Source organism: Myroides sp. C15-4 (genome assembly GCF_050522745.1).
Classification (GTDB): domain Bacteria; phylum Bacteroidota; class Bacteroidia; order Flavobacteriales; family Flavobacteriaceae; genus Flavobacterium.
The window spans coordinates 98,007-115,092 of the sequence record NZ_JBMVQX010000001.1; the positions used below are offsets into that span (position 1 = coordinate 98,007).

Sequence of the window (17,086 nt, forward strand, 5' to 3'; positions counted from 1 at the left end):
TCCGCTATTTACACTAGAAAGCTAGAAGTCAATAAAAAACCCCGTCGAATTGACGGGGTTTTACTTCAAAAGAACCTGTGTTCTTTTTATATTCTTTTAGCTATACCCTAGCTTAATATCCTTTATTTTGATCAATTTTACTTGCATTGATCTCATTACGAGGAATAGGAAACGCTAATTTAGCTGCTCCGTATAGCATTCCTGCTTTTGATTGAGGAGTACCTGCTAAGTTTTCTTTGTTTCTCATTTGATCTTCAAAACGGAATCCTTCAAAAATTAGCTCCTTGCGTCTTTCGTTTAATACAACCTCTAACGTAAGTGCATCATACTTCGCTGTTGGTTTATCTTCATAGCGCTCTGCTGCAATTTTATTCAGTAGATTTAACGCTGCCGCTTCTTCTGTTTTTGAACGCACTGCCGCCTCTATAAAGTTAAACGCTAATTCTTCGTAACGCATCACTTTAATATTTGAACTAATCTTCGTGTATTTACCAAAATTTCGGTAGTATTCAAACGTATAACGAATTGCTGGATCTACAGGAACTGTACCATCTAATTCTTTCTCAGTCAATCGAACGAATTTATTTGGCCCTACTTTTTTGTAGTTTCCTTCGTCATTTTGAGCCAAATTATTATACCCTTGCATGTCTAAAGAAGAGCGAATATCCGTTTGATCTTCAAATAGATCTTGTAAGTTTTCCTCTAATCCAACCACATCACCATATCCTCTATACGCATAGATATTATATAAGGAGTTGTTACCAAGATTATTGACATTATCCTGCGCTAATTCAAACACAGAATTACTTTGAGGTTCTTCTGCGCTAAATGATGAAGTATAAGCACTTTGTTGAATAATCCCTCCTCCTAATTCCATCGCTTTTTGAGCACTTGTCAAAGCAATGGCATAATCACTCTCTTGAAAAGCTCCGAAGAACAAGGCTACTCTAGATTTTACACCATAAATAGCTTGTTGCGTGAAACGTTTTTTATTGGCTGCATTTTTATCTACCAACGTCAAAGCTTCATCTAAATCTTTATAGATATTATCGCGCACTTCACGTACAGACAAACGCTTGTAGTTCTTTGCATCTAATTCACCAAATTGCTTGATGTAGGGGATTCCCAATCCATCTAATCCACTGTCATCTACGTATTGTTGACCGTAAATACGCAACAAGTCAAAATGAGCTAAAGCGCGAATAGCCAACGCTTCTGCTTTTGCTTGGTTGATTTCCTTTTCGCTTCCCGTTTTGATTGTAGCGCCAATCGCTAAGTTAGCTGAACTAATTACTTCGTAAATTTTCTTCCATGTATCTGATGGATACGCATGTGTAGGCGTTAAACTATAGCTTGACACATTTTGGAAACGGTTAGAAAAACCGGCAGCTGCATAAGCATTATCTCCACGTACTTCACTGTATATAATGATATCACGGCCATAATACGGTGCTTCAACCATTCTATAGTAGGCACCTGAAACCGTTGCACGTAAATCCGTTGCCGTTTCGATTGGTCTCGCCTCAATATCGCGAGCCCCTTCTAAAGTAGCGTCTAAGCGATCATCGGAACAACTTGTTAATCCAGATGACACCAATCCTAGAGCTAAAATTGAAAATAGTATCTTTTTCATATCGTTTTAAAACTTAACATTAACAGAGAATACAATTGATTTAACTGGTGGAGTTGCAAGATTTACATAACCTAAAGCATCTACTTCAGGATCGTAATTCAACCCTTTATCTTTTACCCAAGTCCACAAGTTTGTACCAATAACAGACAGTGTCAATCCATCTACATTTAATGCTTTGGTGATAGCAGCATTAAAGTTGTATCCCAAGGTTACATTTCTCAATCGGATATAATCACCATCGTATAAAAATCGCGTAGATGGACTTGTATAATCTTCATTACCTCCCGTCGCTTCATATTGAACAATCGGCACATTGGTGATATCACCAGGTTTTTGCCATCTATCCATTACATCTGAAGAGGCATTAGAAGAAATCAATGCACTTGTTGTTCCAGCTGTTTTGAATGCATATTGTTCATATACTTTATGACCACCGGCAAAAGTGAACATTCCATCTAAATAAAATCCTTTATAGTCTATGTGTAGATTTGCTCCTCCTGTAAACTTAGGCAATGCACTTGCTCCTTGGAATCTCGATTCTGCATCGGAATAGTTTGATGTCTTCTCATTATTTGCATCATACCACATCGGTTGTCCTGTTTGCGGATCAACACCTGCCCAAGTTGGCATATACCATTCCGAAACTGCGTGACCTTTAACATCAGCCGTATATGATTTAAAATCTTTGATTTCAACACCGTCCAAAACAGGCATTTCGGTAATTCTATTGCGAACCGTACCAAAGTTTGCTCCTACAGAAATGTTGAAATCTTTTGAACGAACAATATCTGCATTTACTTCTAACTCAATACCTCGGTTATTCATCGCTCCCATATTCATCATTTGAGACTCGAAACCAGACATTTTAGACAGTGTTCGCTTATACAATAAATCACTTGTTTTGCTTTCAAAATAAGTAGCTCCTAAAGTAAAGCGGTCATCCAACATCCCCAACATAAAACCAAAATCCATTTTTTGTTGTTTTTCCCATCCAATTGGACCACCAATTTGAACAGGTATTAAAGCTGCCTCACCATCATAAGAAACAACATCTACTTGACGCACATATTGATTCGGGTTAATTTGCGAGTTACCATTTGTACCATACGATCCTCTGAAACGCAAAGTTGAAATCGTTTGTTGATTCGCCATCCAATTTTCTAAGTGCATATTCCAAGCTCCTCCTACTGAATAGAATAATCCAATACGATCCGTAAACTTAGAAGAACCTTCACGTCTTCCTGTTACATCCACTAAGAATCTATTTTGATAGTTATAGTTGATAATTCCGACATAGCCTAAGTTAGCGTCATCCAAAAATTCATAGTTAGCATCTTTATTTGCAGCTGCCGCAGCTAAGGAATTAAATCCATCCAAAAGAATTTGTCCAGACCCCTCCAAGAAACGGCGCTTCGATTTTTGATACTCCATCAACACTTTTGCGTTGAACTGGTGGCTATCGCCTAAATAAAATTTGTAATCCAATCCATTTTGAGCCACGTAGTTGAAATTATTACGAACCGCTTTTCCTGCAGTACCTCCGTAGTTTTTACCATCCCCGTGTACCGCATTTCTAGTTTCAGAATAATCTGCTAATGTATAATCAATAGCCATAGATGAAGTGAACTTCAAGTCATCTGTAATGGAATAACTAATCGAATTAGAATTAATTACACGCGTTACATCATTTAAGGTTTGATTGTGTTTCGTTGTATACACTACGTTGTGATACCCTGAATTCGGTAAAAAGTAAGAACCATCTGCATTGTACAAAGGGTTCCAAGGATTCATAACCAAGCGTGTATAGTTTGGATTAGAGAAGTAAGCTCCTCCTTCAGAAATACCATTTTGTTTGGTATTTGTCACTTTAATACTGGTATTGAATTCAACTTTATCCGTAATTTTTTGCATAAAGCTCAAAGAAGCTCCAATACGTCTAAAATCCGAACCAATTACAGTACTTTCAATTTTATCATGTGAAATAGACGCATAGAAGTTGTGTCGTTCACTACCTCCTGTTGCGGAAAAGTTGATGCTTGTTAAAGGAGCATCTTCATTTTTCACATAGTCACTCCAATTATTGTCTGGACGACCTGCAGCCACCCAATTTCCATAATTTCCAGATTTAGAATAATTAGCTAAAGCGTAATTTCCAGCCTCTTCACGTGTAAATCCTTCTGTATCTCCAAAGGTATTGTACAACCCGTCTAAAAAGATTTCTTCTTTTTGATTTGACGATAATAAACGCGGTCCGCGAACGGCATTATTTTGGAAACCAACACGCGTACTGAAATTGAATTTAGTCGCTCCAGATTTTCCGCGTTTTGTTGTAATCAAGATTACACCATTCGTACCACGTGCACCATATACGGCTGTAGCACCTGCATCTTTCAACACCGTCATGGATTCAATATCTGCTGGGTTAATTGTTGCCAACAAAGACAGCGATGTTGAAGGTGAATCTTTTCCTTGGTTACCTCCAGAGAAATCTCCATCATACATCGGAATACCATCAATAACGTATAAAGGTTCATTGGTAGCCGTCATCGAGTTACGCCCGCGGATACGGATATTTTGTTTTGCTCCTGGTGAACCTGAAGAAGCTGACATTTGCAAACCTGCAACACGTCCTTGTAGCGCTTGATCTGCAGAAGCCATCGGTGTTGCAGCAACTGCTTCCCCCTTAATAGCCACAGCATTTCCAGTTACCTGATTCTTTGTTTTAACTTGTCCATAAGCTAAAACAACAACCTCTTCTAACATATCTTCTACTGCTTTCATCGTTACATTATGTGTATTAGCTACACCTACTTTATATGTAACATCTTGTAAACCAATAAAAGAAAACGAGACAACATCCCCTTCTTTTACTTTGATAGAATAATTTCCATCCAAATCAGTTTGTGTCCCCATTGTTGTTCCTTTAATAACAACTGTCGCCCCAGGCAAAGGGAATCCTTCTTCAGAAACCACCCCCTTTAGTGTCTTCTCTTGAGCGAATGAAAATTGCACAACTAGAACCATAAATAGTCCAATTGCCCATTTTAACTTTGATCTCATTACTTAAATTGAATTAGTTAGTGCGCAAACATAAAAAACTAAACTAAAACGCAGTTCACTTTCTTCATCATTAACTAGAAACAAATCAAGCAATTACTAACAAACAAGAATTTAATCAAGTAAATTATATAAAAAATAATAAATCAATAAAAAAATCAGCTAAAAAAACAAATAAAAAACACCACCCCTATAACCCAAAACCTTAACAAAGACTTATTCAATTCCTAACATTTAACACACAAAATAAAACGCTTAAACACCAGAAAAAACACAACATTCTAAGGATCAACCGATAGCTTCAAAACTAACAAAAACGGCCTGTGTTTTTATTTCTTGTTAAAATGGACGTTGTTATGATTTCTTTAATGGATTTATTAGTTAATATTACCTTATACCGATACAAGTTCACTTGGAGAATCTTACCTTTGTTCACTATTATTTTTAACTATGTTACTACATCATTTTTCAGAAGCGCTATATGAAGCAGGAACAGATGAAGCGGGCAGAGGTTGTATTGCAGGACCTGTAACTGCAGCGGCTGTTATTCTTCCTCCCGATTTTTCTAATGAGATCTTGAATGACTCCAAACAGTTGTCTGCCAAGAATCGATATACTTTGCGTACACTGATAGAAGAACAAGCGTTGAGCTATGGCGTAACACATCTACACGAAGACGTTATTGAGGAACTAAATATTCTACATGCAGCTATCAAAGCCATGCAAGAAAGTGTATATAAACTTAATCCAACACCTGATTTCTTGCTTGTGGATGGAAATAAATTTACTGCTATCCCCACTATTCCGCATCAATGCATTGTAAAAGGAGATGCCAAATACTTGAGTTTAGCTGCCGCTTCTGTATTGGCGAAAACGTATCGCGATGATTATATGAATCGCATACACGAGGAATTTCCGATGTACAATTGGAAAAAAAATAAGGGATATCCCACGCAAGAACACCGAGCAGCTATTTTGGAATACGGACCTTGTAAATACCACCGCAAGTCGTTTAAACTTCTACCAGATCAATTAAAATTAGAACTATAAAAAAAATCTCTTCTGTACAAGAAGAGATTTTTTTTATTGACTATTATTCAAATACTTTATCGACAGCCTGGATGGTATAGTCTAAATCCTCATAGGTTAGAGCATCCGTAATAAACCAGGTTTCATAAGACGATGGTGCGATATACACCCCTTCTTTTAACAAGCCGTGAAAAAATGTTTTGAACATTTCATTATTTCCATAGCCTGCTGTTTCAAAATCCACTACTTCGCGTTCGTCAAAGAACACAGAAATCATAGATCCAACGCGATTGATCGTATATTTTATTTGTTTTGCGTCCAACACAAGGCGCATCCCTTTCTCTAAGTAGGCTGTTTTTTCTTCCAAGCGTTTGAATACAGCTAAATCGCTATTGATCGCTTGTAACATTGCTAATCCAGCAGCCATTGCCAATGGATTGCCTGACAGAGTTCCCGCTTGATAAACAGGTCCTACAGGAGCTAAATAATCCATTACTTTAGCCGCACCTGCAAAAGCACCAACAGGTAATCCTCCACCGATTACTTTTCCAAACGTAACTAAATCTGCACGTACGCCAAACAATTCTTGTGCTCCACCGCGTGCCAAACGGAATCCCGTCATCACTTCGTCAAAAATCAACAGTGCTCCGTGGTCATCACACAACTGACGCAATCCAGCTAAGAATCCCTCTTTTGGAGGAACACAGCCCATATTACCCGCTACAGGCTCAATAATAATTGCAGCAATTTCACCTTGATTTGCTTCAAAGATCGACGCTACATTAACTAAATCATTATAAGTAGCCAATAAGGTATCTTTTGCAGTTCCCTGTGTTACTCCAGGGCTATTTGGCGATCCAAAAGTAACTGCTCCACTTCCAGCCTGAATCAGAAAGGAATCAGAATGACCGTGGTAACATCCTTTGAACTTAATAATTTTCTCTCGTCCAGTATAGCCACGAGCCAAGCGAATAGCACTCATACAAGCCTCTGTTCCCGAATTTACAAAGCGTATTTTATCAATATGAGGTACCATAGACACTGCCAATTCAGCTATTTCTGTTTCTATTTCCGTCGGCATCCCAAACGAAGTACCTTTCTTTGCTTTTTCAATTACAGCTTCCACTACAGGTGGATACGCATGTCCCAATAACATAGGTCCCCAAGAATTGATATAATCCACTAAGCGATTCCCGTCTACATCATACAAATAAGCTCCCTTTGCTTCTTTGACGAAAATAGGAGTTCCTCCTACTGACTTAAATGCGCGTACTGGAGAGTTTACTCCTCCAGGAATAACTTTCTCAGCTTCTGCAAAAAGCTGACTACTTCTTTGATATAACATAGTGTTTTATAATTTTAAGCGTTGACCGATCGATAGATTGGTTCCATTAAGATTATTTGTTTTCTGTAACTTCGCTACAGTTGTATTGTATTTTTTTGATATAGAATAAAGTGTATCTCCTTTTTGAACGGTATGCGTTTTAGACGAAGCTACGCGCGTTTCCGTTTTTTTATTTTCCACTTCCTTCTTGATTTCTTTTTTTACTTTCGCTGGTTTATCCCCTAATACTTCTCTGTCGTACTGATCAAGCGAATAGCGTTCAATCAAACTGATCAATTTTGACGCATACTTGGGATCCGTAGCATATCCCGCTTTTTTCAACCCATGAGCCCAGCCTTCATAATCATCCTGATCTAAAGAAAACAGGTCGCTATAACGACTACGGGAAACTAAAAATTGTGAATGATCGCGATACGACTCTTCTGGAGCCTCATATTTTCTAAAACACTCATCAGGCGCATCATCTGTATGACGAACTGACGGACCATCCCATTCTTTGTGACATTTTATTCCAAAGTGATTATTCGCATTTTTACTCAGTGTTCCTTGTCCAGATCCTGATTCTAAAACCCCTTGTGCCAATGTAATACTAGCAGGAATTCCAAATTGCCCCATATTATCTTTCGCAATGTCCTTATATTGTAGAATATAATCCTGTATCATATCTGCGGTCACAGAAATACGGGAAGTTGCCACTAATGTTTCATTAGATTTCGCCGCTGCTTTCTTTTCTTTGTCTTTTTTAGCTTCATCATGCATGCGACGTTGCTCTTCAGCAGTTTGTTGCTGTGCTCTGTACTTCTCTTTGGAGACTAATTCTCTCGACTTGATCTTTTTACCCGTCAGCTTCGAATTATTCTTCACCCCACAACTTACAAGTGTAAGCAGGCAAAACATTAAAAGGATTTTTTTACTCATATACTAGCTACTTTATTTTTTCATTCCAACCTTGTAAACCTCCAGTGTGAATAGCGAGAACCTTACTATTTTTTGTGAATTGATGTAGTTCAATCCAATCAAAGATACCAAAAAGTAGTTTACCTGTATAAATTGGATCTAAAAGAATTCCCGTATTGCGTTTAAATTCACTTATAAAACGCAACAAATCAGCATTATATTTCGCGTACCCTCCGAAATGATAAGCTAAAGCTAACGTCCAATTCTCTTTTTGTGTGTGTTGGGCAATGGCTTCCGTTAAGAAATCCCCTTTTAGAGCTGGGAATCCAATCACTTTCTGATGGGGGAATGACCGATTAATAATACCTGCAATTGTTCCTCCTGTTCCCACAGCACAACAGATATAATCGTATTGTTCATCACCGTGCTGGATAATTTCCTCCGTTCCTCTCACCGCTTCTCTATTTGTCCCCCCTTCGGGAACCAAATAAAAGTCGCCAAATTCTCGTTGTAAGTCTGCTAAAAAGGCTGGTGATTCTTTGGTACGATAAGCTGTTCGCGTGACAAATTTAAAGCGCATTCCATCCTCTTCTGCTTTTCGAAGTGTAGGGTTCTCTTGATACACTTGTTCAATTTCTTCTCCGCGAATTACTCCTATGGTTTCTATACCAAACAATCGTCCTGCTGCTGCAGTTGCAGCAATATGATTGGAATACGCCCCGCCAAAAGTCAGTAACTGCTTATGATTTGCAGCCAAAGCCGCCTCTATATTGTATTTTAACTTTCTAAATTTATTACCTGAAATTTCAGGATGTAAAAGGTCTTCTCTGCGTATAAAGAGTTCAATCCCATTGGCAAACGGAAGTTCAACTTTAACTGTAGGCACATTATCTTGAGTAAACACACGTAGCATTTTAAATCACATTTCGGGGTTTTTATTCACAATAGTTTAAGCGAATTCCGCATTTATTTGTATAAATATTAAAACAAATAATACAAGAGTTTTTAGTAACTTACCTACGGAAAAATCAATTCAAAAACGAAAGCTATACTTGTTGGCAAAACTAGGCAATAGTTTTTATGTTTTGACTTAAAAAACACATAATAATTAATCAAAAAAAACTCATACAATGACTTTTAAGGAACAAATTTCACAAGGAATTCCAAATGAGCTACCGGCAAAAAAAGCGTATGATCCGGCAATTAATCACGCCCCTAAACGCAAAGAAATACTGACAGAAGAAGAGAAGAAACTTGCCTTGAAAAATGCTTTACGTTATTTCGATGCTAAGCATCATCCTGAGTTAATCCAAGAATTTAAAGAAGAATTAGAAACCTATGGGCGTATTTACATGTACCGATTCAGACCGGACTACACCATGTACGCAAGACCTATAGAAGAATATCCAGGCCATTCGACACAAGCGAAGGCTATTATGTTGATGATCCAAAACAATTTGGACTATGCAGTAGCACAACATCCACATGAATTAATCACTTATGGAGGCAATGGAGCTGTATTTTCTAATTGGGCACAATACTTACTAACGATGAAGTATTTGAGCGAAATGACGGATGAACAAACCCTTGTTATGTATTCGGGTCACCCTATGGGATTATTCCCTTCGCATGCGAAAGCTCCCCGTGTTGTAGTGACGAATGGAATGATGATACCGAACTACTCTAAACCAGATGATTGGGAAAAATTCAATGCTTTAGGTGTTACACAATATGGGCAGATGACAGCAGGTAGTTATATGTATATTGGTCCACAAGGTATTGTACATGGAACAACCATTACCGTATTAAATGGAGGTCGAAAAATTGCAAAAAACGGTGAAGACCTAACCGGAAAGTTATTTATTACCTCAGGTTTGGGAGGAATGAGTGGTGCTCAGCCTAAAGCGGGAAATATCGCAGGTTGCATTACTATCTGTGCGGAAGTAAACCCAAAAGCAGTACACACAAGACACTCACAAGGCTGGGTAGATGAAGTGATTACGGATCTAGATCAATTAGTAACTCGCGTACAACAAGCCCAAGCAAACAAAGAAATCGTTTCTATTGCTTATCAAGGAAATGTTGTTGAAGTTTGGGAAAAATTCGCTGAAGAAAACGTTTTCGTTCACTTGGGATCTGATCAAACGTCTTTACACAATCCATGGGCAGGCGGATATTATCCAGTTGGCTTGTCTTTCGAAGAAGCGAATGACATGATGGCGAATAATCCCGTATTATTTAAAGAAAAAGTACAAGAATCCCTGCGCAGACAAGCCGCAGCGATTAATAAACACACAGCCAAAGGAACCTACTTCTTTGACTATGGAAATGCATTCTTATTAGAAGCATCAAGAGCAGGAGCTGATGTCATGGCGAGCAATGGAATTGACTTCAAATACCCAAGTTATGTCCAAGACATCATGGGACCTATGTGTTTTGACTATGGATTTGGCCCATTCCGTTGGGTATGTGCATCAGGAAAACCAGAAGATCTAGCAAAAACAGATGCGATTGCTTGTCGCGTATTGGAGGAAATCATGCAAAATTCTCCTGTAGAGATTCAACAACAAATGGCCGATAACATCCGTTGGATTAAAGGTGCACAAGAAAACAAACTTGTCGTTGGATCACAAGCGCGTATTTTATATGCTGATGCAGAAGGAAGAATTAAAATTGCAGCAGCCTTTAATCAAGCAATTAAAGAAGGAATTATAGGCCCAGTAGTATTGGGTCGCGATCACCACGATGTATCAGGAACAGATTCTCCTTACCGCGAAACGTCAAACATATACGACGGCTCAAGATTTACAGCAGATATGGCCATTCACAATGTCATTGGTGATAGCTTTAGAGGTGCTACCTGGGTATCCATCCACAATGGTGGTGGTGTTGGCTGGGGAGAAGTAATCAACGGTGGTTTTGGTATGCTTTTAGATGGTACGAAAGAAGCAGATGACAAATTAAAATCCATGTTATTCTGGGATGTAAACAACGGTATTGCACGACGCAACTGGGCGCGCAACAAAGAAGCTACATTTGCAATTAAACGCGCCATGGAAATGGAGCCTTTATTGAAAGTTACCCTTCCCAATATCGTTGACGAAAGTTTATTGAATTAATTCACAAAAAATAGTAAGCGATGAAAACTGTATCAAAATTTCTGATTCTTGCGGCTGTTACTGTATTTTCAGCCTCTTGTAGTAGTGTGCGTGTTTCTGCTGATTACGACAAAAACACCGCTTTTGAATCGTATCAAACCTATGCTTTTTTTAAAGAGGGGATTGACAACGTCAAATTAAATGATTTAGACAAGAAACGCATTCTCAATGCAATTGACCAAGAGATGGCTGCGAAAGGTTTTACTAAAACGGATAGCCACCCTCAACTATTAGTGAACATCTTCACTAAATCACAACAGCAAGTAAATGTTACAACAAATAACGACTACTTCTACTCGAGATACGGCTACTATGGTTGGGGATATGCGCCTTACTATGGAGCACCTACAACTACAGTATCAACGTCAATTGAAGGGAAATTATACATTGATTTCATCGATACGAACAAGAAAGCTTTAATCTGGCAAGGAATTGGAACAGGCTATATTGACAATGCCAACACACCAGAAAAGAAAGAGGCTAAGATTCAAAACTTCGTTCAAAAGATATTGAGTACATATCCACCTGAGGTGAAGAAGTAGGATAAAAACCAATCCGTAAGCATAAAAAAGACCGTAGTGAAGTTCACTACGGTCTTTTTTTATATCACTTACCTATAACTCTTTCTCTATGATAAAAACATATATTCATACTACTTAGCATTTTAGAAAACTTGATCTTTATTTTGTCCTAGATACTTTTACCTAAAACCAAACCTAACAATAAGCGAATCAGGTCTAATTCTAAAATCCAAAACGAATGCAGGTAAAAAAAATGAGTCTGATATAAATCAGACTCATTCTATTACTAATGAAATTCATTTACTAACTAAAAAGTTATAAACTCTTTCTTTAATTATCTAACAGATTTAGCGATTTTAGCTAAGTTAAATCCTCTTTTAACTCCTTTAGCTTTAGAAGCTTTAGAAGTAAGTGATTTTTTAGATGCAGCGAATCCTTCACTTCTTTGTGTACGTCCGAAGATTAAATCACCATCTAAATTAAGAGTAAACGGTTGTCCTCCTAATGTAGCACCTGCAGTAACAATTCCTGTGAAAACAGTACCATTCTCGTTAGGAGTTGCTCCAAAAGATAATGTTCCTTCTTCTGCAGTATCTAATGGTTCTCCAGTTTGTGCATCAACAACAGCAATTACATCAATAGATGCATTAGTAGGAGTTGGTAGAGCTGGAGCATATCCGTCTTCCTCATTTCCTGAAGCAGGAGTAGAGAATATTACTATACTTACTTTACCATCATCTCCAACAGCAACTAAATTCCAAACTGCCTCTACTTCAGTTCTAGCTTCATTAGTATAATATATACCGTCTAAAAGGATAGCACCTTCTTCTACATTAGATGTAGCTCCTTTATATACAAAAGTTCCATCAATTTCAGTATCAGGTAGTGGAGCTTCATTAACAATTACTAAAAGACTGTTACTAACAGAACTTCCTTTTTTAGCTTGTAAATCGTAATCACCAGCAATATTTGGTGTAATTACGTATAATCCTTCTGCATTTGATTTAATTCCAGTTGCAGTTCCGTTTAAGAATAACTCAGCCTCAGCAACTTTAGCACCACTTGCATCTTTCAAAGACACAGTCATTGCGCTTCCAGCAAAAACTTCATCAGGATTAGTCACAAGAGCTAATACTAAAGCGTTTGGATCAACTGTTACAGCAACAGATACTTCATTACTTCCTTCATAATTGTCTTTAGAAGCAACGAATTTGAAATCTCCAGCAGCTGTAGCTGTCCACTCGTCTCCTGTGATTTCAGCACCACCTACTTGTTTAATTTTAAAACCAGCTACTGCAGCACCTAGATCATCCTTAACAGTAAATTTAACTTTACCTCCAACGAATACTGCTTCTTTATCAGCTGTTAAAACTAATGTTCTTTTTTCTACTGGTGGTTGTCCATCTTTAGTAACTGTAATTGTCATAACAGCACTAGGCTTGAACTTGTCTTTTTTAGCTACTACTTTGTAAGATCCTTCCGTATCAAATTTGTAAGGATTTGAAACTTTAGTATCGTTTACGTAGAATTCAGCTCCTGCCTCTTCTTTACCATCAACTTTAGCAGAGAACTTAACTGTAGTTCCTTCAACTACTGTATTGTCTTTTGCATCAGACGAAAGAGTCAATTGCTTTTGTTCTGGTGCATTATCGTCGCTACTGCTACAAGAAGCTCCGAATGTAGCTAAGCCCGCTACAGCCAAAAACATAAATAATTTTTTCATAAATATTTGCTTTAATTAGTTAATAATTGTGTTGCAATATAAAAACATTTTTGAAACTAAAAAAAAAAATAGTTAATATTATCTTTAATGTTCCTAAAGAATCTACGCTAAAAAATAAATCTTATATAATATACCTATTAAATGACTAAAATATTTAACTAAATAAATAAAATATGTAACAATCTTTAACTACTAAAGCACCAAAAAGATATTTTAACATTTTCAGAAACCTTATCTTCAACTTAGATTTCATTATTCTTCATGCGTCTAGCTAAAAAATAAGGGCTTTTAATACATTCATCTTTTTCCTTATATTTACCGCAACCAAACTACTATTTGAATACTATGGACGCAAAAGAATACGAAAGCAACGAATTAATAGATCGATTACCGCCACATTTAAAGCAGTTTATTAAGCCTCAAGACTATGAGGACTATACGCCAATTAACCAAGCGGTATGGCGCTATGTAATGCGAAAAAACGTCGATTATTTATCGAAAGTAGCACATGACACCTATTTAGAAGGATTAAACAAGACTGGAATCTCGATTGAATCTATACCAAGTATGTACGGAATGAATCGAATTCTAAAAGAAATTGGTTGGGCTGCCGTGGCAGTAGATGGTTTTATTCCTCCCAATGCTTTTATGGAATTCCAAGCCTACAAGGTACTTGTTATCGCCTCTGACATTAGACAATTAGAAAATATTGAATACACTCCTGCACCAGACATTATTCACGAAGGTGCTGGACATGCTCCTATTATTGCCAACCCAGAATACGCAGAATACCTCAGACGATTCGGTGAAATTGGTTGTAAAGCCATTTCTTCTGCTCATGATTACGAAATATACGAAGCAATCCGTCTACTTTCTATTTTAAAAGAAGCAGAAGATGTTGACGCTGCGGATATCAAAAAAGCAGAAGACGAAGTAGATCGCCTACAAGCGATTACAACTGCTCCTTCTGAAATGGCATTAATTCGAAATTTACACTGGTGGACTGTCGAGTACGGATTAATTGGTACAGTTGACAATCCAAAGATCTATGGTGCTGGTTTACTCTCTTCTATTGGAGAAAGTGCATGGTGTATGACAGACAATGTTGAAAAGCTCCCTTATACTATTGAAGCAGCTACACAAGGTTTTGATATTACCAAACCACAACCTCAACTCTATGTAACACCCGATTTTGCTTACTTAAGTGAAGTATTGGAAAATTTCGCCAACAAAATGGCTTTACGCAAAGGCGGACTCGAAGGAATTCAAAAATTAATCGAGTCTAAAGCACTGGGAACAATAGAACTCAATACGGGCATCCAGATTTCAGGACACTTTACAAATGTAATTGAACACGAAGGAAAACCGGTGTATGTACAAACAACAGGAGCTACAGCTTTGTGCTACAGAGAGAAGGAACTAGTTGGACACGGCACAGAAACACATCCACATGGTTTTGGTACAGCACTAGGTCGTTTAAAAGGCATCAACCTAGCCATTGAAGACATGAGTCCACGTGATTTAAAAGCGTACAATTTATTTGAAGGACTACCTGTTACCTTGGAGTTTGAAGGAGATATTACGGTTTCGGGAACGAATATCACTGGTATTCGAAACATTCATGGTAAAATTATCTTAATCAGCTTTAAAGACTGTACAGTAAAGCATAAGGATACCGTACTCTTCCAACCGGAATGGGGAACTTATGACATGGCTGTAGGGGCAGACGTTATTTCTGCTTTCTCTGGACCTGCGGATTACAAAAGCTTCGATTTAGTGAATCACGTTCCCTCATCAAAAACAATTAAAGCGAAAAGAGATGAAAATCGCATAAAATTAGAGGGAATCTATCAGGCCGTTCGCCAGATGCGCGAAGAAAACAAAGCTATTGATTTAAATGCTACACTTGAAACTTTAATTCAATCCTACCCAACCGATTGGTTGTTGACGGTTGAAATTTTAGAACTAGCAAAAAAGAATAAGGACCAAACGCTTTTTCAAAAAGCCATGCACCGCTTAGAGCAACTAAAAGTAGAACGACCAAAAGTAGCTCACTTAATCGTTGATGGAGTAAGCATTATCGAACAAGCGTAAAAAAATATAAAAAGAATTAAGGAAGGAAAGTGGCTGATAAGTCACTTTCTTTTTTTATGGTATTTCCTTGATACTCCAATCGCCATCCCATCATATTGGTCACAACCAATAATTTACCCAATTCACTGGTCAAGCGATTTTCAGCATTTGACTTTAAACTCGATTGCTCAATCTTACGCTGTAAATCCTCTTTAATCTTAGCGTTAATCTTATTGTAATCAGAACCTGTAAAGGGATTAAATGTACTCGTTTCTACATCGTACAATTTATAATCTGGATAGATGTGTACTTCGGGTTCTGGAATATGCAGTAATTGAACCACCTTGTGCTCTTCGTCAATTTGGTACTGTAATTGAGAAAGATCGTATTCAACTGTTGCCTTTGCATTGACAATAACAACCGCTTTTTTAGTAAAGGAAACGAGATTCAACAAATATTTCTGTTGATCTTCATACGTCATCACTTGGGTATAATTTGCTTCCGTTACTATTAATTTACTAACATTCTTCAGTTGCTCTTGAATCAAATCCGAATTATATTCGATCTTACTTGTTGATTTACCAGCGAAATACTGATAGACCACTACCCCCATAAACATGAAGAATAGCATGATAAAAAATAAAAATACAACCTTGAATACTTGCCTCATAGCCTACTTGTATTATCTAAAACTCATAAAAGGATAACGTTCTAATAAATCGTCAATTTTTTCAATCAACGTATCTAAGAACTTGAGATGTTGCTCAGCTGTTGGGTTAAAAGGACGGTGATTGAGTCCTTTCTGTACCTCCTCTACTTTTTTCATCACGCCATACATTTCTTCATCAACATACTGATTAACAAATCGTTCCCAAATATACTGAATTGCCATCGCATTGGGGTGAATTAAATCTTCTGTATAGAAACGGTAGTCGCGCAATTCATCCATCAGTATTTCATAAACGGGAATATAGTACATTTTCGTATCTTCTAATCCCTCTAATGTCTCGTGTAAGGCTGCATGTAAAATACTCTTACTGCGTTGATTCTCCACAAAACCATCTTTGATATGACGTACAGGCGAAATAGAGCACAACACTTGTGCATCATTATTGATACTGCGAATCAATGTCAATATAGTGTGGTAACTCTTCGCAACCTCGTCATAGGAAAGTAAACGCTTAGTAAATTGGGTATTGGGTATTTTGTGACAATTGGCAACAAGCTCTCCTGTTTCTTTTAATTCATATACCCAAGCCGTACCAAATGTAAGGGTAATAAACGCACTTTCTCGCAAAGCTACTTGCAAATCAAACAGTTTGACATTTAGTTTCGTAACAATATCCTCTTGTTCCAATTCATTCAGATCGGAATGTGCTACAAAAGAGCTCCATATTTCTTGGTGTTCAAAAACATCTGAAGCTGTAAACACATATCCTTTAACAGCATATTCAATCAATTTCTCAATCGCTTTGGGATGAAATAAAATACCAAAAGGATTAATTGTTTGTTGGAACTGATACATCTTAAATTTTTCTCCTATGTTCACGGCAAAACAAGATCCTAAACATAAAATTTTATCTTCATACGTGATCTTTTTACCTGTATACGACAAAGGAACAACGGTACTAAAATTCATAAGCAATAGCA

12 protein-coding genes are annotated in these 17,086 nt (G+C 37.4%); 4 read left to right on the plus strand and 8 right to left on the minus strand.

The window, feature by feature from the left end:
• Positions 1–112: 112 nt before the first annotated feature.
• Positions 113–1,633, minus strand: coding sequence for a RagB/SusD family nutrient uptake outer membrane protein (locus ACPDHL_RS00520; protein WP_430530857.1), 1,521 nt, complete (start codon positions 1,631–1,633; stop codon positions 113–115).
• A gap of 6 nt (positions 1,634–1,639) precedes the next feature.
• On the minus strand, positions 1,640–4,693 hold the full coding sequence (locus ACPDHL_RS00525) for a SusC/RagA family TonB-linked outer membrane protein (RefSeq protein ID WP_430530858.1): 3,054 nt from the start codon (positions 4,691–4,693) through the stop codon (positions 1,640–1,642).
• Positions 4,694–5,140: 447 nt separating this feature from the next.
• Here ACPDHL_RS00525 and ACPDHL_RS00530 point away from each other — a divergent pair, with 447 nt between their 5' ends.
• On the plus strand, positions 5,141–5,740 hold the full coding sequence (locus ACPDHL_RS00530) for a ribonuclease HII (RefSeq protein WP_430530859.1): 600 nt from the start codon (positions 5,141–5,143) through the stop codon (positions 5,738–5,740).
• 43 nt (positions 5,741–5,783) lie between these two features.
• Here ACPDHL_RS00530 and hemL read toward each other — a convergent pair whose 3' ends face one another.
• From hemL to ACPDHL_RS00545, 3 genes are read right to left on the minus strand one after another with little or no spacing between them, the layout of a single operon-like run.
• Entirely contained in the window at positions 5,784–7,064 is a 1,281-nt protein-coding gene (gene hemL / locus ACPDHL_RS00535) for a glutamate-1-semialdehyde 2,1-aminomutase (RefSeq protein WP_430530860.1), read from the minus strand.
• A 6-nt stretch (positions 7,065–7,070) separates the two neighbouring features.
• Positions 7,071–7,982: a glucosaminidase domain-containing protein gene (locus ACPDHL_RS00540; protein WP_430530861.1), complete on the minus strand. Its 912-nt coding sequence runs from the start codon at positions 7,980–7,982 to the stop codon at positions 7,071–7,073.
• Positions 7,983–7,989: 7 nt separating this feature from the next.
• Entirely contained in the window at positions 7,990–8,874 is an 885-nt protein-coding gene (locus ACPDHL_RS00545; RefSeq protein ID WP_430530862.1) for a 1-aminocyclopropane-1-carboxylate deaminase/D-cysteine desulfhydrase, read from the minus strand.
• 217 nt (positions 8,875–9,091) lie between these two features.
• Between ACPDHL_RS00545 and ACPDHL_RS00550 the strand changes: the two genes are divergently transcribed.
• Positions 9,092–11,080, plus strand: a complete 1,989-nt coding sequence (locus ACPDHL_RS00550) for a urocanate hydratase (protein WP_430530863.1) — start codon at positions 9,092–9,094, stop codon at positions 11,078–11,080.
• A 20-nt stretch (positions 11,081–11,100) separates the two neighbouring features.
• Positions 11,101–11,661 (plus strand): DUF4136 domain-containing protein, encoded by a 561-nt coding sequence (locus ACPDHL_RS00555; protein ID WP_430530864.1) that lies wholly within the window; start codon positions 11,101–11,103, stop codon positions 11,659–11,661.
• 313 nt (positions 11,662–11,974) lie between these two features.
• Here ACPDHL_RS00555 and ACPDHL_RS00560 read toward each other — a convergent pair whose 3' ends face one another.
• Complete coding sequence (locus tag ACPDHL_RS00560) at positions 11,975–13,363, minus strand: hypothetical protein (protein WP_430530865.1); 1,389 nt, start codon at positions 13,361–13,363, stop codon at positions 11,975–11,977.
• A gap of 345 nt (positions 13,364–13,708) precedes the next feature.
• On the opposite strand from ACPDHL_RS00560, the gene ACPDHL_RS00565 reads away from it, so the two are divergent.
• Entirely contained in the window at positions 13,709–15,457 is a 1,749-nt protein-coding gene (locus tag ACPDHL_RS00565) for an aromatic amino acid hydroxylase (protein ID WP_430530866.1), read from the plus strand.
• Positions 15,458–15,473: 16 nt separating this feature from the next.
• On the opposite strand, the gene ACPDHL_RS00570 is transcribed toward ACPDHL_RS00565, so the two are convergent.
• Together ACPDHL_RS00570 and ACPDHL_RS00575 are read right to left on the minus strand one after the other, a co-directional pair.
• Positions 15,474–16,106, minus strand: coding sequence for a DUF4230 domain-containing protein (locus tag ACPDHL_RS00570; protein ID WP_430530867.1), 633 nt, complete (start codon positions 16,104–16,106; stop codon positions 15,474–15,476).
• 12 nt (positions 16,107–16,118) lie between these two features.
• A complete protein-coding gene (locus ACPDHL_RS00575; protein ID WP_430530868.1) occupies positions 16,119–17,075 on the minus strand; it encodes a GSCFA domain-containing protein in 957 nt (318 codons plus the stop codon).
• Positions 17,076–17,086: the final 11 nt, after the last annotated feature.